This window comes from Bacteroidia bacterium (assembly GCA_023228875.1).
Taxonomy (GTDB): domain Bacteria; phylum Bacteroidota; class Bacteroidia; order NS11-12g; family UBA955; genus JALOAG01.
The window spans coordinates 28,788-52,145 of the sequence record JALOAG010000011.1 but is presented as its reverse complement, the minus strand read 5'-3'; the positions used below and the strand labels follow the sequence as shown (position 1 = coordinate 52,145).

Below are 23,358 nucleotides of genomic sequence, written 5' to 3'. Positions count from 1 at the left end.
TTTCAAAAACAGCGCTTGTTGTATATTATATTTATATAATATACACCCAAATATAAACCCAGAAAATCGCAAAGAGAGAGAGAAAAATTGTAATTGCTATAATAGGTCATAGATTGACATTTTACAAGTTTTTGTATATTTATTTAAAAAAGCCTATTTTCCTTGACATTAGGAAACAAATACATTATAATATTAATAAGAAACAAAGGATTTACAAAGAAAACATGGCACACACTAAAGACACTGAAAACACGGAAAACGCGCACGTAATTCCCGCAGGAAACTCGCTCGCTAACCCCTCGCCCACCGCACGTGACGAAATAGCCGGCGACTTGCAAATCAACCGCGACGAGGTTGAGGTATATTTCAACTACTATGAAATTAATAACCGTTTTCCTATTCGGACTCTTACGAGCAAGGAAACCGATTTTGCACGGGCTATTTATAATATTAAAGTAATGAGCAAGCTGGAAATTCTTGATCATCTCGCGCGCTACAACATTCTTGAAGAAGATTTTCATAACGACCCTTTGAGCTTGGCCCGCGCGATTGCCGGATTAAAAATTGACGATGATTATTATTTAATGATTAAATGGTATCCGTATTTATTAGAGCCATTTGTTATGTATGGTAATAGTACTGCGCCGTTATTACGCCCGCTAACTAAACCTGAATTATTTATTATTATATCAAATATAGCGATCGGTAATTCGATGATCCCTAACCAGAAAGTAGAGATAAAAGATCAAATGAACGCCGTGCAAAAACTCATCGATGCTTATGCCTTAATACCGCAGACGCAGGAGCATCTTAACGAGGAAGATTTATATCAAAATCTAAGCGTAAAAGAGCTGAAAAATATGGCCCGTTTATTAGAATCATCAGAGCTACAACAAAAACTTGCTGCCGATAAAAAGAAATCAAAAGCAAAAACAACAAAAGCAAAAACAACAAAAGCAAAAACAACAAATAAAAAAATAACAAAGAAAAAAGAGGAATAATTTTATGCAGTTAAAAAGAACAGTAAGATGGAAATTAAATGATCGGTGGATGAGTGCAGAATCTTCATACGAGATGCTACCGACCGCGTTCCGCGTAAACACGAGTCAAATGCGTGCCCCGAATATTTCATCGCACGCGCTCGTCGATCTCTGCGGTCTCAACCCGTGGACATCGCCTGGTAAAACATTATTACGAACTTTCGGGTTTTTAGAAAAAGAACATATTGATCTCTATCAAACCCTAAAAGGTGGGATCGTTGAACATTTTGCTGACCAATATTTATATGAGTTATACGGCGAGAACATTGATTTGGAATCGTTTACTTTAACACAATTTGTAAACTTCAATCAATTTCCTGAGAGCATCCCTTTCAGCGGCGCACTCGACAAGCTCTTGCGCGCCCCAGTGAAATTACCGATTGAAATTAAAGCGAAAGAAATGCGCGAATGGAATAAAATTGTTGTCAACCAACAGTGGCCGAAAGACCATCTGGTGCAAGGTATGAATCAAGCCTATTTTGTAGGCGCCAGTCGTTTTATGATGCTATACGGCTTCCTTACCGAAGAAGCGTCGCTCTTATTACGCAAAGCGGTTGATACCGGATTAATAGCAGAAATATTCGGGACGGATACGTTTAATATGGATTATAAAGCGTTGGTAGAAACATTTGGATTTACCTATGAAATGTTTAACTTCGCTCACAAAATATTCGAAGTAAATAATAATGAAATTGAAAGTTATCGCAAGAAAGCTTTAGACCTTTATAACAATTTCTTCGAAACGCGAATGATTCCTAAATCATATTTTAAACCTGACGAACTTGCCGCGCTCGCGCGTTATAAAACGGTGAACTAATACGATGAAAGCGTCGCTCTCGACAATTTTAAAAACGCTATATACGAAAAGTCCGCATGATTTTTGCATGGATATGTGGGAAACATGTGATCAATCTACCCCGCAGGATCATTGGTTATTGCGTTATTATGCTGATCTTTTCATGTGGCACACGAAACATTTTTTACCAGAATTAACCAAACAAGACTGGTTGGATGATAAAACTTATGAGCGCGAGTTGAATAAAATAATTAAAAAATACCCTAATTATAAAATTGTTAATGTCCGTAATAATAAACGGCATTTAAGTATTAATGTCGGTCCTCGGCACACTAAATCCATGTATCTTAACATTGAACTGCCGACGTGGCTTACTACAGTCGCACGGCTTCAAGTCGCAAGTGTCAGCCACGTTGCGGCGTTGAGTGGTAAGATGAACACAAAACGGCAGCGTATTTTAAATTCGACAAAATATAAGAAAGTGTTTGGTCGCGTAAAGTTGTTAGAAAATACTAAAACAGATTTATTAATGGATACTGGTTCACAAATGTATTCGGTACCATTGGGGACGATGACCGGTTTCGGTGGCGACGTTATCGTGTTAGACGATTTAATTAATGCTGAAGAAGCGAGCAAACAACAAGAGTCGTTTAAAACAGCAATGGCGTTTTTACAGCACACGTTACCGTCGCGGCTTAATAACCCGAAATCAACCGGCGTGATTATTAATATTCAGCAACGGCTCGCGACGAATGATCCTACCGGTTATTTTGCAGATACGCAACCGGAAGATTTTAATTTCGTCGTAATTCCTGCCATCATGAAGGAAAACACCATATATGTTTCCCCTGTTGATGGCTCATATCAAGTGTTTAATGAAGGGGATCCGCTGTGGCCGGAGCGTTTCGGTGATTACAGCAATTTGCGCCGGAGTATTAATAATGAAAGTATTTTCCGTACGCAGTATTTGCAAGAACCTTCAAAAGAATCGGCGTATTTGAAAGAAGATGATTTTAATTATTTAAACATTTACGAAGCCGGCGATATAATGGAAGAACCAGAGTTTATTTACGCGTCGCACGACTTTCCTATTAAAGATAAAGAAACGTCGGACATGCTCGGCTCGGTGCTCGCCTATTATAAAGATCATAAATTATTAATTGTTGATTGTTTTGAACAGCGCATGGCATATAATGCTTCGGAGCGGTGGGTTAAAAACTTAACCGATACGACGCCGATGTTGACGCAGATTGTCGAATCGAAGGCGAATGGGGAAATAATTATTCAGCGTCTGCAGAGCATTATACCCGGGCTCATTGCGTATGATCCGAAATCTAATAGTAAGGGCCAGCGCTTGGAAATTGCGGTGTCGCGGATGGTTTCAAAAAACGTTTACTTCTTGTTAAACGAAGTTAATGAACTTTCGCCTAACTTAAAGATGTTGAAAGATCGGCTCTTGTCATTCCCGATGGTTAGTAATGACGATATTGTTGATGCTTTTTCACAACTTGTTATTCATGCGTTTGAAGAAAAATACTTTGGTATATTTGCTTCGGCTATGAGTAAATATAACGTTTTAGAACGTAAACCATTCACCAGTCGTGTTAATGCCGCGGTAACGCGCGAGGGGCAATTATACAAGTTTTTAAAGTTTACATATGATGCCCCGAGCGACTCGCTTTGGGTTTTAGAAGAAGAAACTTTTTATGCTACGGAATTCGACGCAATAACGCGCCTTAGAGAGCTAACAGAGGACGTGCGCGCGATAATCGATGCAAGCGAAGAACAAGTGCTGTATAACGCGTTTATGGGAAAAGTACGCGGGTTGATAAATTATAGCGATGATCGGGCGTTATCGCAGAAAATGACGCAGATACAATTAGGCATCGGCGCCGCTAATATTAAGTGGGCAAAAGAGTGTGTCGAGTTTAAACGCGACCTCGCAATTTGTGCATATGATAAAAACGCGCTCAAAGACGGAATTGAGCGCCTGGCAACGCGCGAGGGGTTTGTGGCATGCCTGCGTGCAGCAGTATATTTTTATAAAGGCACCGGCGAGTTTAGAATTCTTGATCAAAATAGAAGATTATAATTTTATTTAATTCTATATATCTAAAAAAATCGTGTTTAAACACGATTTTTTATTAAAATTATACCTAATACGATTGCATTATTCTTTAAAACTTATACCATGTTTGCGGGCGTAATTTTGAGTATCGATACGATTACTACAAATTGATACTTCGAAATCAGGATCAAGTATAACCCATTCTTCACCGTGGGTTGCTAAGGTATAACCATTTTTATTTTCTTTAATTATAAATAAATTGTAAATATCTTCATAACGGTCTCTTAATATCTCGTTGCCGCTTGCGATATGTATTTTGTCTTTGTATTCAATAAGCCGATTTTTACCGCTACGTCCCTTCTTAATAAGGGTCGCATGCGATATAATACTCTTATCTATATCTTCTTTCGACGATAAAGGTTTAAAGATTGAATAAAAATCACCGCCGGCTAACTCACTTATTTCGGCAACTGTTAAAGACCGGTCATTTCCGCCGCAGTCGTGATTCCACCGCGTGGTAGCAGTATTTAAACTGCCATCAGGTTTTACTGAAATCGCAATAAGGGACAAACCATATTCATCTTTCGGTGCACCTGGACCGCGTTTGCGTGGCACATCTTCAAAACCTTTTTTGGCCATGAAATAAAACAAATCGGCTTTATTCAGGTTCCCTACTTCTACATAACTATTATAACTACCGCTAGTTACGCACCAGCTGGTATATTGGCGCCATTTTCGCGCTTCCTCCTGCGACCGTATAGGAATAATCTCGTAATCAGTTTCTCGCCGTTCAACTTTTTGTGCGGCTTTACGTTCACGTAGGCTGATTTCTTTTGCCTCAACCTTAAACAAGTCGATAATCTCACGCGGGCTGAGACCGTTGAAGTTTTCGTCATATTCATCGTAATGAGCCTGGGCCAACAATTCTACCGATCTTATAAAATCTTGAATAAAAGCGATGTTATCTTCGCGTAAGGTTTTATTGATATACCACTCGGTAATTTTTTTCCACCATTTATCGAAAATATGATAATTACTATAAATATTCTGCAAATAAGCGGCAAAATCTTCCGCGGTATACATTTCGCCGTTCGCGGCACGAATAGGTTTATTACCGATTTCTTTACGGAACATTTCTGCGGATCCCGCGAGCGCTTTATTGCGCGCCTCACGCGTGTGACGTGAATGCTCTTCTGAGCCTCGCCGTGTGAAAAATTCATTTACTATTTCTGGCGCCCAGTGCGCTTCCACCGCGTTTTCGTCATTATATTCTGCTTTTAGTTGATTAAATAAATCGCGCTGTGTTTTATATTTTTGTTTGTACGCCGAATATAAAGCATCATCAACGGAGATATTTCCAAAAACATCAAGCGCCGCAACTTGTTTATTATTAGCAAAAATCACATAAGCGTCGCGATATTTTTTTAAATGATACTTTTGTTCACGTGCTAATCGCAAAAGAGCGAACAGATTACTGAGGTCAAAATTACGATCGTTCCAACGCCGATCGTCCAGTAAACGTTTTTTGGTTAATTTAATTATTATCTTCATACATATATTATAGTATACCTGATAACAAAAAACAAAACCTTTTACCATAATAAACTTGACTTTTTTGAAGATATTATATATAATAGAATTAGGAGGTAGTATGATGAACTATCAAGAATATTTAGAAACATGGGTAGAATTATATATAAGAGGTGAAATAAATAGTCGAAAGGTTCCTTTAACGGAAAAAGAATATAATGAAAAACATGCGGAATAGACTGGTGGAACAACTTTCGCCAGAAAATCTTAAAAAATGGAATACTTTACAATACCGTTTTCGCAACTATTTAGCACTTAGATATAAACTTGCGGATGAAGAAATAAAAGATGTTAACGCGTGGATAGAGGTGCATCTTGATTTTTATATAAAAAATTATAAACCGCTTAAAAAATATAAAAAATCCGGACCTTACAAAAAGCGCGTTTAACAGATAATTTCCCTCGCGGTAAGTATTTATACAGTTTTAAAATAAATCCTTTATAAAAGCGAGTATTGCGCGCTAATAAGGTATGATAAACAATCTAACAACAACTTATTTTGTGGTATAAATAAAATTATAACTATATTGCTTGACCTTTGATGACTTATTATATATAATTAATATATAGAAAGAAGGAGATTAATTATGAGAGATTTATTATTTGATGACAAACAAGCCGCAGAATATATTGCTAAAAGTATTAATGACAACTTTTTTGACAAAAAATTACCACCGGTTTGTATTACTTTTTCGCCACAGAAAAAAAGTTATGGGCATTTCGGTGCTAACCGTTGGCGGCGGTTTGATGATTTATACCATGAAATTAACCTTTCACCGATCCACATTGACAGCATTTTACAAGCCACTGTCACTTTGTTTCACGAAATGATCCACCTTTATCACTTCGTAAACAACGTGAATGATGTTTCCCGAAACGGGCGGCACAAGAAGGTATTTTTAAATGCTTGTTTGGATCATCATCTTTTCGCACGCTCGACGAAAGCACATTTTAAAGTTGAAACCCCGGCGGTTTTAGAATTACAGGACGAAGCATTTAAAACGTGGTTTGAAAAATTGCTTGAAGAATTAAAAGAAAAGTTTGGAGAAGAATATTTAGAAAAATTATTTGTAATAAATTATTTACCAATCCAATCACCGACTGCGAGTTTAGAAAATAAAAAAATATCGACAAGTTTTATTTGCGAAGATTCGGGCAGACGCTTTAGATTACCAAAAAAATACGTGACCGATCTCTTAGCCGAAGACGAAGATTTATCAGGCCGCGTATTTTCACCTTATACAGGAGGACTAGCTATTTATATTAATAAATAATCATTTATTTACCGAATTCACCGATTGCGTCACGGGCGATAAACCCGTCCGCGATGAGTTCTACTAACGCGTAGTGCGCGTCCTCACCTTGTAAAAAATATTTATTACCACGCCGGCGTTCGTAAAAAACATTGTAGTCAGCTAAATAATTAGTTAATTCTTCAAACGTTAAATCAGGAATACTTATAAGTATTCCTTTTGTATTAGTTAAATGTGCCTCGCTGGTTAATAATAAATTCCCGTGGCGCACGAGTATTGCTTCATTGTCGAATTCGGCGAGCGTTTTTTGAATGATTTTGATTTCCTCGCGCGTCAGGTCACTGAATGGATACCAGCCGTCAATATAATATTCTTCGAACACTTCTAAATAGAGTTCTCTTATTTCGTCATATGATTTTTTATCACCGAACATAGATAAGCTATCTTCGAGCGATATCCCGTCGAGCCAAACGTTTAACCAACCGCTTAAATAATAAGCTTCTTCGTTGTTCATTTTTCGTATTATTTGATTATAAAGCCATGCTTGTTTTCCTAATTCCATATTAATTACCTCTTTCTAAATATTCTATAGTTGCCTGTTTTGTCTAAAAATCTAATTGCAATTTGAACACTACTCACGGGCGGCGGAGTTATTGGTCCGTTCCAAAACATTTATTTTTCATACTCATAATCTACGTCTCGCTTTCTGCCCACATTTCATTTTCTTCATCCCATTTAGGCTTAAATAGACCTTGACTTGGTTCAACGTCTAAACCAATTTCAGTTTCTTCATCAAAGACAAAATCGTCTCTCAAGAACAGTTTTGTGTGCTTGTCAATAATTCGTAAAAGTGTCATTATCCTTTTCTCCTTTAATTATGCTGCGGGATACCTTATGGATATATGAATCGTCCCGCTGTTGTAGAATACAATATCACCATTACTACCAACATAGACTTGAATATGAGTTCCATTACCAAGCATACCAGGGAATAAACCAGCAAGTGCGAGTCTATAATTAGATGGTAGATTAAATGCAGTAATAGATGGATTATCTCCCAGATCAACCGTTATTTGTCCGCTTATATCAACGAATCCGTTTTGGTCTTTTGTAAAGAACACATTATTGGAAGTTGCCCCGTTTGATAGGGTAGGTATATAGCGTTGTCCGCGGGCTTGTATTAAGCTGAAAATGTCTTTTAGATTTAGGGTTAATTCTTGAAAATATCCATAACGATTAATAAGTAAGTCCATTACTCCTTGGCTTGGTTCGTTGCCGGCCCCAAAGGTTTCAGTAAGGTTAATTGCCCCAATATAATCAGCCTCAACTTCAGTCCAATCGCCCGTGTTTCTATCAGTTATTTGAGCAATTGTGTAAATATTCACAAATTTACCACAAGTAGATAAAAACTCAAAATTACCAGAACCAGAATGACTAATACCAGCTCCGATAGGAGTTGAAATGGTGACATTGGTTCTTGATGATTTAAATCTCGCGAAATTATAAAAAACATCGTTTGAGTTAAAAATATTAGTCGGATTACTTAACAGAATTCTGGCATACTGCGCGGTTGCTGTGAATTTAGCAATTCCGCCACTTAAAGTAATATCGGTTAAGTTTGTATAAGTAAATCCTAACGCTTGATTTTCGTTCGGACTTGGTTTTGCTGTCAATAAATCACCGTTCGGGACTAAGTTCCTGAGTGTAAAAGTATTTGCCTTTTGTTTAATTAACTCATCTAATTTAAGTTGTTTATGCTCAAAAAAGGGTTCACTATTAAGTAATGCATCCATTTGTTCTTTGGTGGGCTCATTACCTGCACCGAAAGTTTCAGTAAGGTTAAGTGTCATGGTAGTATTGACTACAAATCTTTTGTTTAACGCCTCTTCTGCATTTGCCCACCGTGCATTAATAAATGTGCGGTTATTAACATATTCTGTTTTCGTAACAATATCACTAAGACTATACCAGGTATCTTTTATAGGGTCATTAACTGCGAGGTCTGAAGTAGATGTTCCAAAATTTCTTAAGAAAAGTCTGGTTGCCCCATCATCTAAAACCTTTGCTTTGAAAAATCTGTAATACAAGTCATTTGGTGAGGTTGAAAAGAGCACTGCTGTTCTGGTTTGTATGGTCAGTCCTTCGTTTTCTCCAGAACCTGTTACTAATAATCCTTCCGCTGTTGTTTCAATAGTATTATTATATAAAGGCATCCAGTGCGTCGTTCCTTGCGTAAATGCCCCGTCTTCAATAAGGTTTTCCATAATAATATCATCGGCTTTTAGTGCCAATTTATTATCATTATCAACGATATTTTCTTTTAGCGAAAGCTCTGCATCTATATAAGTTTTATCAGCTTTTAATGCTAATTTATTATCACTATTTACAATAGTTTCATATGTATTTTGAGCGTCTACTTTAGATAACTTTGTGCCGATTAAATTACTCATCGTCGTTGCAAAGTTCGGGTCATCATTTAACGCTTGGGCTAACTCTTGTAAAGTATCGAGCGCGGCAGGCGCGCCGTTTACTAGTTCCGCAAACATATCAGCAACAATCCCTACTGTCGTCAATTTATCAGTATCGCTCGGATCACTCGCTTTGAGCGCATTGATTAATGCCTCCTTACTTATGTCCCCGCTTAACACAATGTCGGCAACTTTGCGCGTGTTACGCACGTGCCCCGCGTGCGTTAAGTAATCTGCTTTAGCAGCCACAGATAAACCTGTTCTTGATGTGCTATCGGTAGCGTCGAACAAAACAATATCGGACGTTACGTACCCATTCGTGCTCTCACTCGCTAACCATAAATTCATATTACCGACGGATGGCAAGACAAAAAAGGATAACGTGTTAGTATCCGAGTGGTAACGTATATTAAAATTATTTTCACCGAACCCGTAAGTAACTAACCATTTAATACTGTTTGATGCAGGGGCCTCGTGAATATTCCATTCTAGAATACCGAACCAACTTTCACTTGTCGTAGAAGTATTGTTTTCACAGTTTATAAAAAAGATTGCACTCTTGCGTTCGTCGGCACTTGCTGGCAAAGTGACTTCTGCAACTTTCGCCCAACCTGAAGTTGATTGATAACGCACGCGTGCAAAGCGCTGGAGCGGTAAATACTCGTTGCTTTCGCTAAAATAATTATTAGGTGATCCCGCGGGTTTATCAACTTTAGTATCAAAACTCGGGCTCTCTAATTTTTCAATTTCTACTGTCCCGTCACTTTTAATTACAAACGGGGCTTGGTTCAAATCAGTTTTTTCAATCTTTAAAGAACCGTCTGTTAAAGCTTGAATATTATATTCTTCAACCTCGGTCTCACCGTGAGCGCGCATGCGTATCTGTGGCGAGGGAGTATTGGGAGATGCTGCCTCAATTATTAAATCTTCTTTTTTAACATGATAAGTATCACTTATTTTACGATCAAGATCATCGCGGGTTGTTTTACCGCTTTCTTCAGCGTACGGCGCAACTGCCCCACCATCTATAATTTCTCTTTTAACTATAGGTAGTATATAATCAACGGCAGCGACTAACGGATCGCTTGCGGTTTCCACGAAATCACTTAATCCCACAACATCAAAATAACCGATAGCTTCATTACCATGCGCATCAAGCACACGAATATATTGATAACTTTTACCGGGCTCGGAGTGTTCATCGATCGCTATTACTTCAACGATCACCGGGCCGGATAAAAAATTACGTACTTCGCCGCGGGTATAATAAACAATTCCCCCGGTTAAGTCGCCAATAATATATATACCGATACCTTTATTTATTTTATCTGCCCATTCTTGTAAGGAAGCGACCTCTGGTATTTTTATGAATTCGCTGTTTACAACTTTGAAACCGTCGTGGAGCTGCATTTTTGACAAATAGGTTATACCGTTATAGACACTTACGACAAAAGGCCCATCAACGACGTGGTTTTTATCCGTGGCGATAAAAGTGCGCGCGAGCGCGTGTTCGGTTTCGTGTTCGATATAATGGTTATCAACTAATTTCAAATAACTTAATAACATTACTTCGCTGTTATTTGAAAAAGCAAAATAATTATTAACTCGTTCGAACCCTTCATAATTTGCTTCTATTTCCACCATAAAAGGCGAGTTCTTATCAAACTGATGGTCTACTTCTAATATAAATGGACGAGATAATGAACCATTACCTTGTGCACGAAAAATTACCTTTTGCATGCTGATCCTCCTTTTCTAATTAATTTAGCCATGTTTTATTATGAAGTGCTTTAATGTAACCGAAGTTAGCAATCTCCTTCTTTAAACTTCTAATATAACTCTTCTCTAAAATCTCTTCCCAGTTGTCGCTTGTAAAAACAGCAGCGAGCGAGCGTTGGATAACAGTACCCTTTTCCATATTCCGGTCGATTGCGACATATGCTACGAGTTCGTCATCCTTATTAAAAATACCATAATTGTAAAGCGAGACCTTTTCGCGGTCAGCCACTTTTTTATCCTCGTGTCGTAGCCATTTGTTCAACTGCGCAATTGAAGGTTTATTATATTCTTGATCAGTAGTAAAATCATAACGATAATCGAAAGCTTTTTTAAACCGATCATATTTTTCTTTATTTAGAGCAAGCCGTCTAATTTTGCGATCGGTATCACCGAGTTTTTGGCTGATTTCTTTTTTTATTTCTTCCTCGGTAGGATCTTTATATTCAACTTCTACAATATCGCGAATCAAACCCTTTACGACGTCATTTTCATCAAAAGTGAAAGCAACAGATTTTGAAATATGATCAGTAATTAATAATAATCGCTGCGTACCGCGCTTGATGATTTTAATAACTTCTACAAAACTATAGTCGCCATCAGCATTCGTTAAATATAACCAGTCACCGACTTTTGCTTCTGTAACAGGCATTTCTGTTAAAAAAGTATCAAATCGTTGGCGCAAAGCGTCCAAAATCCGCGTATTGCCCGCGCGACCTTCTTCAACAAGTGCAACGTGCTCACCGACAATTTTAGTAACAACGTGGCCTTCTGCGGAATAAAAATAACCGCACGAGATATCACGCATTTTTTTGGTTTCGATTAATTCAATCATTTTCGGATCACTAACAACGATATCCGCTATTAACATTTCTTTTTCATCATCAGCGCGCACGTTTTGTACGTGCCCTCCTTGTAAAGCTTTAATATTTTCAACCGTAACATCATCTGCAGGGTGGCCCTTAATAAAGGGCTTACCTTCAAATGAAGGAGCGGATTCTTTAACCACTTGCCACGGCCGTTGTAATTTAATAATACGGGTAGACCCGTTACCATTGATTTCATCTTCTAAATAGTCCTGGGATCCACTGCGTGCGATAGGAACATCAGTACAAATAAGTTGGCCGATATTATCGCGTGCGATATGCTCAGATAACTTTGCTTCATATACATATTTCATAATTTATACCTCTTCTCTTTATTATTATTATTATATACTATTTTTAGTAAAAATTCATCATTATTTAGGTTTTTCCCAAATAATAACTGATCCTTTTGTTATTTTCTTTAATTTAGTATCACCTTTATATATAACCAGGTCCTTATTGTTTTTCTTTATGCCGCTCTTATACCGTTCCCATACAGCATAATATACTTCGTTATTTATTGTGCCATCAACGGCGTTGGGCAAGGATCCCATTTTACCTAAACCGTGAGTAATATTATTATTTCCTTCGATATAAGAATATGAGGGTGTATTATAAGCATCGTCGGTATAACGAGTCCCGTCTTTTGTCCACCCGATAAATCGGTAAGACCAAATAGAACCTTTTTTCTTATCAAGAAGAGCCATGTTACTTAAATTAATGATTATATCTTCATCATACTCAAACAGTTTGGTAGGGTTAGGATTAACATTAACTTCATGAACCTTGCCGGTTTTATATTGAATATATTTATTATACAGCACCACGCGCGCGGCACGCTTTTGCCACTTCGCATAAAAGATTTTATTGCCCGTGCTGCCTTTGAGAACCTGTGTAACAGGGTTCCCGTTAAAACCGGCATTGTCATACCAGCCCTTAAACCAGTACCCTGTACGAGAAACGCTTGTACATAAATTAAACGTCGGCGTCTCAACTGTATAAGTACGGTCACTACAACCGTTACCCTCGTTCATATTATAGGTGACATTGTAAGTAATTATTTCCCACTTCGCATAAAAGATTTTATTACCCGTACTACCTGCTGGTATTTGTGTTATAGGGTTCCCATTAAAACTAACATTATCATACCAACCTTTAAAAGCATACCCCGGGCGCGAGGCGTCGTGTAACGTGGAAGGTAATTGTTCAACCGTGTACCCGTCTTTATTAGAAGAGGGATTAGTACCACCGTTTAAATAATAAATAATGTTATAATCGACAACTGACCACTTCGCATAAAAGGTTTTATTACCCGTGCTACCTGCAGGAATATTTGTAACTTTATTTATGAAGCTCTCTTCTTTATACCAGCCCTCAAAAGAATACCCTGCACGCGAAGCATTTTGTAAAGTAATAGGTACTTGTTCAATCGTGTAATTAAGGGGATTAGATCCGTGGTTGGTACCTCCTCCCAAGTGATAGGTGATATCATAAGTAACCGCGCCCCATTTTGCATAAAAAGTTTTGTTACCAGTACTTCCTTTACTAATTTCTGTTACTATACCACCGCTGAAGTTGCTATTGGTATACCAACCATCGAAAGTGTAACCGGTTTTTTCAATAGTTGTGCACAAAACAACCGTTTCAGATTCAATTGTATAAGTGCGGTTACTACAACCCAAACCCCCGCTCATGTTATAAGTTATATTATAAGTTACGAGGGACCAGCGCGCTGATAACGTTATATCCCCCACGCTGCCTTTGGTTATTTGTGTTACCTTATTATTGTTACTATCATACCAACCATCGAAATTATATCCCACCTTTGATGAAGGAAGTAAATTAAAAGTATTTGTTTCAATGTTATAAGTGGCAAGGTTATCTGGATGGCTGGAACCGCCATTTAAATTATAAGCAATGTTATAAGTAATTATTTCCCACTTCGCATAAAAGATTTTATTACCTACACTACCTGCTGGTATTTGTATTATAGGGTTCCCGTTAAAACTGGCATTGTCATACCAACCTTTAAAAGTATATCCTATACGAGACACATTCGTGCACAGGTTAACTAACCCGGACTCAACCGTATAAATGGTATTATTACAACCCGAACCCCCGTTCATGTTATACGTAATATTATAATTGATTATATTCCATTTTGCATAATATGAACGATCCCCAATACTACCTGCTGGAATATTAGTGACTTTATTATTAACATCATACCAGCCATCAAAAGCATAACCGGTTTTCGTCGGTACGCACAGGGTAATCGTTTCAGATTCAATTGTATAAGTACGGTTACTACAGCCTAAGCCTCCTTTTAAATCATAAGTAATATTATAAGTGATTATTTCCCATTTTGCATAAAAAGTTTTATTACCAGTACTTCCTTTAACAATTTGCGCCACTGGGTCGCCGCTGAAGTTGCTATTGGCATACCAGCCATCGAAATTATATCCCATTTTTGATGAAGGAAATAAATCAAAAGTATTTGTTTCAATGTTATAAGTAACAGGGTTATCTGGATTGCTGGAGCCACCGTCCAAATAATAAGTAATACTATAATTAATTGCTTCCCACTTCGCATAAAAGGTTTTATTACCTGCACTGCCTGCTGGTATTTGCGTTGTGGAGCTCCCATTAAAACTGGGATTGTCATACCAACCTTTAAAAGTATAACCAGATCTCGTGGCACTTGTACACAACGTCGTTTCACCCGATTCAACCGTGTAAGCATGTTCAGCGCATCCGCCACCATCTACGTAAGAAATAGTATAAACTGTCGGTACCCATTTTGCATAAAAAGACCGGTGACCAGTACTACCCTGAACAATTTGAGTAATAGGGTTACCAGTAAAATTAGCATTATCATACCACCCTGCAAAATCATAATTTTCACGTGAAGGGTTAAGCAAATTAAATGTTTCGGTTTCAATGGTATAAGATGTTTTATTATTACTATTATTTGTGCCACCGTTTAAATAATAAGTAATATTATAATTAAGCGCATGCCATTTCGCATAAAAAGTTTTATGATTAGTACTTCCTTTGGGTACCTCGGTAACTTTGTTTATGAGAGCGGCCTCTTTATACCAACCCCCAAAAGTGTAACCAGTGCGAGAAGCGCTCGTACATAGATTAAACGTTTCGGTTTCAACCGTATAAGTAGTATTACTACAACCTGAACCTCCGTTCATAATATAAGTAATATTATAAACAATCGGCTCCCAGAGAGCTGTTAATGTAAGGGGACCGGCAATGTATGGAGGCAAATTATAATCCACGATATCCACAAAATCTAGAATACCTCGACGCACTTGCCACCCGTTGGTAGCGTACCCATTTTTCCACCTACCTACCCCAGGATTGAACGTAGGGGCGGCACCGAAGGCGTACGTAATACCAGAAGGCGCGGCCCCGGTCCATACACCGCCGTCCAAATCAAAAGAAATACCAAAACGAGTACTATTAAAAATAGGATATATGCTGTTATTGGTTCTTAATAACTGATCTATTTTAGACTTATCTAAATGAGAGCTATTTCCTGAAGCTATGCTAAAATTAATAGGATTACCAGCCTCCATCTGAGACCACGCCAACTGCGTGTAAGGAGTAAAAGCATAAGGGCCCGCTCCAATTCGCCACCCTACGATAGCGTCCCCGGTATTTAATTTCGCATGACCAGGAGGTAAATCATAAGACGCAAAAGTACCAGAACCGAGAGGAAAAACAGTATCTGGCTCGCACCAGTAGTGAGAAAATACCCTCGATCCGTTGACAAGGGTTGCGCTATTTGGATCAAGCGTTACCGCATTGGATTTCCGCTTACAATATGACATTACTTATTTAACCCTTCTTCGATATTTATATTAACTCCATCAATTTGAATCAATTTGTCCTTTTCTTTAAAATCAACCGACTGAGCAATATTAAGATTAATAATAAAACGTCTCCTCATCCACCACTGTTGGTTTTCAAAACCATCAACTACATTAATTTCATCAGGTAATTTAAATACGCTTATGAGTTGTTCATTTAGCCATTTGGTTACTTCATAATGTTGTAAATAAACAATCATGAATTGAACAAAAGAATCGCTATCGCGCCCGTAAAGATTAACAACCAAGTCAAAAGACCACATTGATGAAGAACCCTTCTCATCGCTCTCGTAGGCCACATTTTCTTTAGGTACGACATCAAATAAAATAAAATTATCGCTTTCTGGTATATAAGGAACTGTTTTAATTTCTTCTTTGTTACCTATCTTGTTTTTGGTAATACGCATCGGAAATTGACCTGCATCAGCCTTTAAATAACGAATATCATCATATTCAATTTTTTCTTGATCAACAATTTTCCATAATAATTGTCGCATAATTTGTCTTAATATACTTATAGTAATCATACTTGATCGTCAAATCGCTCCTCAACATATTCATCAAAATTATATGTAATAATTTCCTCGTAACCCAAGCGCTCGATGATATACTGCCGAACACCACCGTAATCATAATCTTCTACTTCGGTTACCCGGAAATGCATATCGTGTTTTTGTATAATATCACCTACGTTTAATTTAACATTATACTTACAATAGAACTTCCCAGTGCGCACACTGGTATTAGCGTTCTCGCCTTCGCCGTATCTATAAGTCTTTTTCCACGCTTGTAGCGAACCTCTTATTTTATACTTACGACGATTATATGTCATCGCTCCTTCCGGGTTTAATCCTTTCGGTGATTTAACAAAAACCCAAAAGTCATAAGAAAAAGCCTCGATCACATCATCGAGCTTACCATATATTTCTGGGTCACGATAATCAATATAATCGTTGTTCATATTAGCCTCCTACTAAACCAATTCCAAGTGGTTGTTTCGGGGCCCAAATAGCATAAAATTGTCTCCCATATTCGGTCTGGTTCCAAAAAATAGTATCAATACCTTTCTCATGCATCGTATGCGAGAAATCATAAGATTTACTCACTTCACCTACTGAGAGGCTGGTTAATAAACCTTTAGGTTGGCCTAAAGCAGCAACCGCGGAAATCGTGGCACCTGCGCCGCGTTCAGCAAGCGTCGCATTCTGTGCCCATAGAGAAATATAATGTGCAATACATAAGGCCATAGCCATTTGCCATTCGTCTCCCATCATTGAATGGAAAACTTTGCTATTAGCGATCGGTTTATAAATATCGAAAACTTCTCGACCCCGCTCAGTTTCTACAAATTGTTTCATCGCTGGTATAAATAAAGTAAACTGCCGAAGCGTGAACTGCGGATTTTTACGACTAACGCGCGGGCGGATAACTTTCGGGAAAGGGTAACGATTATTGTTATACATATAAACCTCCTATATATATATTATAATATAATTCGTGGTGATAAAAAAGAATAACCACCGTAAAAGTAAGCCCCGGGAGTTATTTTTGTCCCGGGGCGCGCTTTTAGGCTTCTTTTTCTTCAGGGGCAGGTTGAAACTTAACTGGTTTCTTAACTTTCGTTTTTACCACAGGTTCTTCATCGGCTCCTAAAATACCGGTAGCGACAATAATAATCCCGCGCCGGATAAAGGCTCTTACTGTTGGCCACTCTAAAATACTTTCGATTGGCTCACCTGCGAAATTGTTAAGCAAGTCCTTATCGGTATACTCGTGTAACCCCTTGCGAAAAGTGATCATAACCGGATCCAAAACTGCCACCCGGGTATAATTACCGTCGCTGCTGCGCGCCGTATCCGGATTTAAACTGTTGTCACGGTAATTTAATTCTTTCATGACCGTAAAAGTGCGTTCGGCGCTAATTCGTAATGACATAAACTGTTCCTCCTTCGTCATTAATAAATCAGGCAAAACCTTTAATACTTTTATATATATTTATTATACACTATAAGTATATATAAGTCAAGCGATATTTGATTTTTTGCTCTTTTATATATATGGCAAAAAAAAAGATCTCCGAAGAGATCTTTTTGGTTAATATTTAATCAATTCTAATTAGGAGGCGAGGTCGTAATAAGAAACTGCTCCGTGCGTGTCACTGCTTTCGTTATAAGGAAGTTGAACTTGTGCAACTTGACCAACGAATAAAGTGACGTAAGCCATTGATGTCATATCAGGTGCGGTATGGAACGATTTAAAGTCAAATGGAATATGAAGTTTTAAGAACTTAATATCACGTTTGTAAAGTGTTAAACGTCCTTTGTCTGCGACACCTAAGTCATCAGCTTGTGCCCGACCAACGATTTCTAACCGATGCCCTTCAATTCCGTTTGCGCGCGCTGTTGCTGTCGCTAAATTGTGCGTGCTTAAGAAGTTGATAAGGTAATCAGTGTACATCGGTGAGACACGGTTTGCTAATGTTTCTGCAATAGCTGTTGGAACGATAACCCGATCCGGTAAGGTATTGATGTTATAGTTTGTTGCTACGAGATGGTTTTTAATCATCGTGTTGAACGCGGCAATTAAGACTGCGTCATCAACAGTATGAATAGTCGCGCTCGTAACACCTGGTAAGGTATAAACTTTAACGGCGCTATGATTTAATAAACCACCTTCACCGCCGATGCCGGTGTAGAACATTCTATTAACAAATAAATCCCAACCCGCGTTAACCATGTCAATATAAACTTGTTCAATAGCGAATGGGGTATTTTTACCTGCTAATTTTTCTAACTCGACGAATTTAAATTCATAAGCGAGTTCGAAGTTATATACAGGTAAGCGACCTTGGATTAAACCTCCGGTGACGCGTGGGATAATATCTCCCTTTGCCCCGAAGATGTTATTAACGGTATCAGCTAACCCAGTGTAGTCACTGGAGTAGAATTCAACCGCATCTACTAATTCATTACCAACTTCGATACAGCCTTTGGCGTCTTCGACATAAGTAATATTTAGTAAAGGTTTATAAATCTCTTTATCAATTTTGGCAAGATTATTTGATAAAAAAGTGAAACTAGCGTCGTGTGCCTTGCGTTGAGCGCTTGTCATTAAACGATAGCGTTCAGGGAACATACTTTTAACTGAATATTTACCTGAATTATAATGAGCGAATGCTGGGCGATTGTCATGTGCTTTTTTTAACATACTTTATCCTCCTTAGAACATTCTCTTGCGAACCGCAGTTAAGTTGACGCCGTCAACTGTTTCCGTGATACCTAAGAATCTTAATGATTCAATTTCTTTAAGTGTCCCGGTTTGCGTTGCGACCTTGCCGTCGCTTCCGATGAAGACTTTTCCGCCTTCAACAATTCCTGTTAAATCGCTGACGTCAGCTGATACAGGAACCGCAATGTCCCCTTCTACTAATATATCGCCGAATTTACCAGGGGCGATGCTGGTGTTGTTTCCGGTATATTCGATATGAGTCATATCGTGAACGACGATACCGGCTAATACGTCGCCGCTTGTTTCACTGCCGTCGAGAGCCTCGTAACGACCAGTGGCGGATCCGAATTTGACGAGTGACCCATAAACAAGTGCGTCTTGCTCAGGTGTGCCCCGTGAAATCCGATTGAACGTGCTAATTAAATAACCCGCTCTAAATGCTGGAATTCTGGTTCCTAGAATTTTAGCCATAATCTATTTTCTTCCTTTCTTTCGATATTATTCATATCTATTTCTAATTTTTGGTGCTTCTTCAACCGCGGCGGGGCTTTCGATATCATAACGGTTTGTAAATAAAGCCGCTGCGTTATCTTTTCCCTTAATTTCACGCGGGCGCCGATCGAGTAATTCTTTGAGCGCTTCCTTCTTACGAGGGTCTTTTAAGAGTTCGGTTAATCCAACTTCGTCTTCAGCTTCACCTTCTAATTCTTCTTCAGGTTCTTCTTCAGGTTCTTCTTCAGGTTCTTCTTCAAAATCTTCGAATTCTTTTTCCTCGTCCCCAGGATTGTCTTCAAAATCTTCTTTTTCGACTTTTTCTTCTTCAAGCACTTCTTCGGTTACAGGTTGTTCTTCTTCAGTTTCAACAACTGCACCCATTTCTTGAAGAGCCTCGAGCAGAGCTTCTTTTACAAGCGCGCGGAAGTTTTCTTCCGTGATTTCAAATGCACCGTCGCGAAGCGCGCGTTTTTCTTTCAACAAACGTTGCCAACGACGTTCAAGCGAAGCTTCTCGAGAATCAAGAGCTCTTTTTCTTTCCGAGTCTGCAAGAGTTCTTGGTTTCACCGTTTTACGAGAATCAAGAGCTCTTTTTCTTTCTACTTTTTCAAGGTCTCTTGTTCTTGTTATTTCGCGAGACGATTTTGTTGATACCGGTTTGCGAGAATCTTTTAAGCGCCGGACCGCCCCAACAGGCGTAGGTCTTTTCAATGCCATATACTGCCTCCTTTTATTATATTTATATTATATATGCATTTCGAATAAAATTAAACACTTAATTGTCATTAAAGAGAGATTTTCTCTATTTTGTTGCAAAATAAGCAATAACTGCGGTTAATAATGCCAAGAAAAAGATTATTTTCAAGGCTACTGCCAAACCTTTAAGTTTATAAGCAATCCATTTTAACATTAAGAAGAATATCGTAACGCTGATTGCCCCGGCAAGAAAATATACGTACCATTCAAGATTTTGAAGATATTCAATCATCTATCGTATCCATTCTAACCACGAAGGTAACGGCATTCCGGTAGCGTTTGCAACAATCGCAAACACCAGAAAAGCCAAACCAAAATATAACAACATGGTTAAGATCCATTTTAACGGCGAGTTTTTAATTTGTACCCCAAGCGACTTAGCTAACATAACAATCGGGGTGACGGTGAAGAACGATAAAATCACTATTACTATTCCCCAAAACCCGCTGGTAATTTTTGCTAATCTGATTAACCACATTGGTGACCCTTTGCGTAACCCGGCATTTTCGAGCGCATCTTGGTTGGCGTCGTATGTCGCGTCTTGTAATCGTTGTTTTTGACGCTGTGTCCCAACTTCTAATTCACCGAGTAATTTCTTTTCCGAGTTTACTAATACTTTCTTTTGTAATGCATTATTATGGGCCACTTGGAAAATAATACCAGCTTGCTCTAATTTCATCGCCAACTTCTGTGTCTCTACATCAATATCTTCCGCACTCACTTCGCGATCTGATAAATTGGTAAGCGCAGTTTTAAACGCTTCCGCCACCTGTGCAGCAGGTGCGCGTGAATTAGGATCTTCACCCATTGCTAAAGTAAAACTATCCACCAAACGCGCCATATCTTCATCTTCGGTTTTGGTTTTAGACGTTGATTTTTTTGCCTCAAGTGAAGGTTTCACCACCGCGTCTGCTCGTTTTTCGATGACTTCGTAAACCTCTTCGATTTCATCCTCATGTAGCTTTTTTCGAGATTTAAAAGTTTTCCCGTTAGGGTAGCGATAAAAATAACGCCCCTCTTTTTCGTATAAAAACTCGAACTGCATTTTTTCTTTGTCCATATTCATATCCTTTCATTAATGATAGATAACGGGAGGGAGAACCGCGTTGTCAAAGTAACGCGGTTCTCAAGCAAGAAGGAACTGTGTTAAGTTAATTTTTCCAGCAACATTTCTAATGCTGTTCTCAAGAGAATAACTTCTTCTTCTAAATGTTTTACCCGGTTTTCCAACGCTTTAAAACGTTTTCTTTTACCGGTTTTAGATACCTCTGAAGATACAGCAGCATTTGAATTTTCTTCCGCAGAAATTACTGATTTAGATGAATGCTTTTTCGTTTTTGATTCCGTAACTTCACTTACTTCGCCTTTTGTTTTTTCAAAAGTATCTTCGGTGATTTCTTTTGAATCTTTTTGAAAATATTCAACGTCAACCGACTTCGTTTCAGGCATAGCTTCAAACGTTGTTGTATCTTTAGAAGTATCTATAGCAAAAACTTTATTAAATTCTTCCCTCGAAACCTTAACAATTTTACCATTTTCGGCTAACGTAATTATTTCACCGTTCACGCGTTCACCATAAATACGCTCCGGGCTTTCTGCTTGTAATTTGCGTAATTCGCGTTCGCTGTTAATGATCAAATGTTTTTTCATTGCTTCTGCTCCTCTCCCTTTTTTTTTATTTTTTAGTGCGTTTATTTAATAATTCTTTAACTTCTTCGAGTGTGCCCTTACCGAACTCAACGCTCTCGCCGATTGCTTGAGCGGAATTTTCGTATTCGGTAGCAGCCTTCACTACTGCGTCATCTGTTTCCTTTTTGATTCTCTCTTTTTCTTTTTCTGCGGCTTTTTCTAAATCCTTATCTAAAACCGCAACAAAAGGCTCATCAATTTTGCGATGATCGTTCATAATTAAGATAGTGCGTTCAATCGCAGTGCTCATATAAGCTTTATCAACAGGAACCCCGGCCTTAACGGCTTCATTTTCTAACCAAGTCATAACGTATTCTTTCTTTTGAGGCCCAGTTAAATTAAGACGCTCTGCGCTCATGACTAAATTGCTCGCAGTAAGCAAATAGAACTTGTCGCGCGCTTCGCGTTCTCTTAATTCTATTTCTTTAGTTTTTTCTTCTTTTAAAATATCATTTTGGCGTTTAAAAGCTCGCATGCGAACGAAGAATAATGCTCCACTACCAACAAGCGCAAGCGAACCAGAAATGATTGTGATAATAGTTTCTAATTCCATGTTTTATTCCTTTCTTTTCCATCCTAATAAGGGGACAAATAATAACTGTGAAAATGTTAATAAAATTACTGATAACTGCGTCACGGGTTCAATTGCCGCGAAACTGATCCATTCAATGTCTTTTAAACCTAATAACATTGTTTTAAATGTTTCCCACTTGGTAACCAATGTATAACTAACGCCCCCTACCATCAATAATCCTAATACTATTCCCCAAGCCTTTGCAAGCCGGGTACGATGTAATTGTAGACTGATTAAACTTAATAAGAATATACCTATACCTAAAACAGCTGCTCCGGCAAAAACCGAAAATACTAAGTTGTTGTCCCAAGTTTCAATGTGCGACAATAATTGAGTGAAAATCTCATTAACGTTTTCTGGTAATTCAAATAATTTTAAATACCCGAAAACAACAAAGCCAATTCCTGCTAATAAAAGCCAGCTCATGGTATAAATTAAATAATCAAAAAAGCGTCGCACGCGGTTGATTTTTCTTTTTTCTTGTCGGTCTTTAACCTTTTTTTCTTTTTTTATTTTTAATTCTTCCTTTTTCTTCGCTTTTAAAGCTTTCTTTTCATGCTTCCGAAAACGTTTTGCTTCTTTCGCACGCTTACGACGTGTTTTGCGCGAAGTATTATAAAGTTGTTTTTCTAATACCCGTCCGTCCGCGGCACGTTTTTCGACCGGAACATCTTTTTCTTTTTCTAGTTTGGCTGCTTCTTTGTTGACCCACTCTGCTGTTAACGAGGCCCTTTCAAAAGAACGGCGCTGATCCCCTTTTCTTACAACCCAAAGAATACCTGCCCGGCGAATGGATATTTCACCGATAACAATTTTTTCTCCTGGTCGTAGACTCACTAATTGTTGAGCACTGATAATAATCTTTTCCATTTATA

The 23,358-nt window shown here is 38.2% G+C and carries 23 protein-coding genes; 5 read left to right on the top strand and 18 right to left on the bottom strand.

From position 1 onward, the window contains the following. Nucleotides 1–224: 224 nt before the first annotated feature. The 3 genes from M0R38_10340 to M0R38_10330 are packed head-to-tail and all read left to right on the top strand — an operon-like array spanning nt 225 to nt 3,928. Entirely contained in the window at nt 225–1,001 is a 777-nt protein-coding gene (locus M0R38_10340; GenBank protein ID MCK9482142.1) for a hypothetical protein, read from the top strand. Nucleotides 1,002–1,005: 4 nt separating this feature from the next. Beyond that, nucleotides 1,006–1,857, top strand: coding sequence for a hypothetical protein (locus M0R38_10335; GenBank protein ID MCK9482141.1), 852 nt, complete (start codon nt 1,006–1,008; stop codon nt 1,855–1,857). A 4-nt stretch (nt 1,858–1,861) separates the two neighbouring features. After that, nucleotides 1,862–3,928: a hypothetical protein gene (locus M0R38_10330; protein MCK9482140.1), complete on the top strand. Its 2,067-nt coding sequence runs from the start codon at nt 1,862–1,864 to the stop codon at nt 3,926–3,928. A 78-nt stretch (nt 3,929–4,006) separates the two neighbouring features. Here M0R38_10330 and M0R38_10325 read toward each other — a convergent pair whose 3' ends face one another. Next, nucleotides 4,007–5,455 (bottom strand): hypothetical protein, encoded by a 1,449-nt coding sequence (locus tag M0R38_10325; GenBank protein MCK9482139.1) that lies wholly within the window; start codon nt 5,453–5,455, stop codon nt 4,007–4,009. A 221-nt stretch (nt 5,456–5,676) separates the two neighbouring features. Here M0R38_10325 and M0R38_10320 point away from each other — a divergent pair, with 221 nt between their 5' ends. Both M0R38_10320 and M0R38_10315 read left to right on the top strand, forming a co-directional pair. Then, complete coding sequence (locus tag M0R38_10320) at nt 5,677–5,883, top strand: hypothetical protein (GenBank protein MCK9482138.1); 207 nt, start codon at nt 5,677–5,679, stop codon at nt 5,881–5,883. 198 nt (nt 5,884–6,081) lie between these two features. Further along, on the top strand, nt 6,082–6,768 hold the full coding sequence (locus M0R38_10315) for a SprT-like domain-containing protein (GenBank protein MCK9482137.1): 687 nt from the start codon (nt 6,082–6,084) through the stop codon (nt 6,766–6,768). A gap of 4 nt (nt 6,769–6,772) precedes the next feature. Here the strand turns inward: M0R38_10315 and M0R38_10310 are convergent, their stop codons facing one another. From M0R38_10310 to M0R38_10230, 17 genes are all read right to left on the bottom strand, one after another. Next, nucleotides 6,773–7,309 carry a hypothetical protein gene (locus M0R38_10310; GenBank protein MCK9482136.1) on the bottom strand — a complete coding sequence of 179 codons (537 nt, stop codon included), beginning with the start codon at nt 7,307–7,309 and terminating at the stop codon, nt 6,773–6,775. Nucleotides 7,310–7,439: 130 nt separating this feature from the next. Continuing rightward, the gene (locus tag M0R38_10305) at nt 7,440–7,604 is read right to left on the bottom strand and encodes a hypothetical protein (protein ID MCK9482135.1); all 165 of its coding nucleotides are present in this window, start codon (nt 7,602–7,604) and stop codon (nt 7,440–7,442) included. Nucleotides 7,605–7,622: 18 nt separating this feature from the next. Continuing rightward, nucleotides 7,623–10,955 carry a hypothetical protein gene (locus M0R38_10300; protein MCK9482134.1) on the bottom strand — a complete coding sequence of 1,111 codons (3,333 nt, stop codon included), beginning with the start codon at nt 10,953–10,955 and terminating at the stop codon, nt 7,623–7,625. 19 nt (nt 10,956–10,974) lie between these two features. Continuing rightward, nucleotides 10,975–12,171: a DUF2213 domain-containing protein gene (locus M0R38_10295; GenBank protein ID MCK9482133.1), complete on the bottom strand. Its 1,197-nt coding sequence runs from the start codon at nt 12,169–12,171 to the stop codon at nt 10,975–10,977. Between the two features lie 60 nt (nt 12,172–12,231). Continuing rightward, nucleotides 12,232–15,702, bottom strand: a complete 3,471-nt coding sequence (locus M0R38_10290) for an InlB B-repeat-containing protein (GenBank protein ID MCK9482132.1) — start codon at nt 15,700–15,702, stop codon at nt 12,232–12,234. After that, nucleotides 15,702–16,268, bottom strand: a complete 567-nt coding sequence (locus M0R38_10285) for a hypothetical protein (GenBank protein ID MCK9482131.1) — start codon at nt 16,266–16,268, stop codon at nt 15,702–15,704. Before M0R38_10285 ends, M0R38_10290 begins: the two co-directional genes overlap by 1 nt. Continuing rightward, the gene (locus M0R38_10280; GenBank protein MCK9482130.1) at nt 16,265–16,702 is read right to left on the bottom strand and encodes a hypothetical protein; all 438 of its coding nucleotides are present in this window, start codon (nt 16,700–16,702) and stop codon (nt 16,265–16,267) included. Before M0R38_10280 ends, M0R38_10285 begins: the two co-directional genes overlap by 4 nt. Nucleotide 16,703: 1 nt before the next feature. After that, nucleotides 16,704–17,204 (bottom strand): DUF4054 domain-containing protein, encoded by a 501-nt coding sequence (locus tag M0R38_10275; GenBank protein MCK9482129.1) that lies wholly within the window; start codon nt 17,202–17,204, stop codon nt 16,704–16,706. A 103-nt stretch (nt 17,205–17,307) separates the two neighbouring features. Beyond that, complete coding sequence (locus M0R38_10270) at nt 17,308–17,676, bottom strand: hypothetical protein (GenBank protein ID MCK9482128.1); 369 nt, start codon at nt 17,674–17,676, stop codon at nt 17,308–17,310. 180 nt (nt 17,677–17,856) lie between these two features. Next, on the bottom strand, nt 17,857–18,948 hold the full coding sequence (locus M0R38_10265) for a DUF2184 domain-containing protein (protein ID MCK9482127.1): 1,092 nt from the start codon (nt 18,946–18,948) through the stop codon (nt 17,857–17,859). Nucleotides 18,949–18,960: 12 nt separating this feature from the next. Further along, nucleotides 18,961–19,440: a hypothetical protein gene (locus M0R38_10260; protein ID MCK9482126.1), complete on the bottom strand. Its 480-nt coding sequence runs from the start codon at nt 19,438–19,440 to the stop codon at nt 18,961–18,963. A gap of 27 nt (nt 19,441–19,467) precedes the next feature. Further along, on the bottom strand, nt 19,468–20,181 hold the full coding sequence (locus M0R38_10255) for a hypothetical protein (GenBank protein ID MCK9482125.1): 714 nt from the start codon (nt 20,179–20,181) through the stop codon (nt 19,468–19,470). An 85-nt stretch (nt 20,182–20,266) separates the two neighbouring features. Continuing rightward, nucleotides 20,267–20,452 carry a hypothetical protein gene (locus M0R38_10250; protein MCK9482124.1) on the bottom strand — a complete coding sequence of 62 codons (186 nt, stop codon included), beginning with the start codon at nt 20,450–20,452 and terminating at the stop codon, nt 20,267–20,269. Next, nucleotides 20,453–21,280: a hypothetical protein gene (locus tag M0R38_10245; GenBank protein ID MCK9482123.1), complete on the bottom strand. Its 828-nt coding sequence runs from the start codon at nt 21,278–21,280 to the stop codon at nt 20,453–20,455. An 86-nt stretch (nt 21,281–21,366) separates the two neighbouring features. Beyond that, entirely contained in the window at nt 21,367–21,870 is a 504-nt protein-coding gene (locus tag M0R38_10240; protein MCK9482122.1) for a hypothetical protein, read from the bottom strand. A gap of 25 nt (nt 21,871–21,895) precedes the next feature. Then, a complete protein-coding gene (locus M0R38_10235; GenBank protein ID MCK9482121.1) occupies nt 21,896–22,462 on the bottom strand; it encodes a hypothetical protein in 567 nt (188 codons plus the stop codon). A gap of 3 nt (nt 22,463–22,465) precedes the next feature. Then, nucleotides 22,466–23,353 (bottom strand): hypothetical protein, encoded by an 888-nt coding sequence (locus M0R38_10230; GenBank protein MCK9482120.1) that lies wholly within the window; start codon nt 23,351–23,353, stop codon nt 22,466–22,468. Nucleotides 23,354–23,358: the final 5 nt, after the last annotated feature.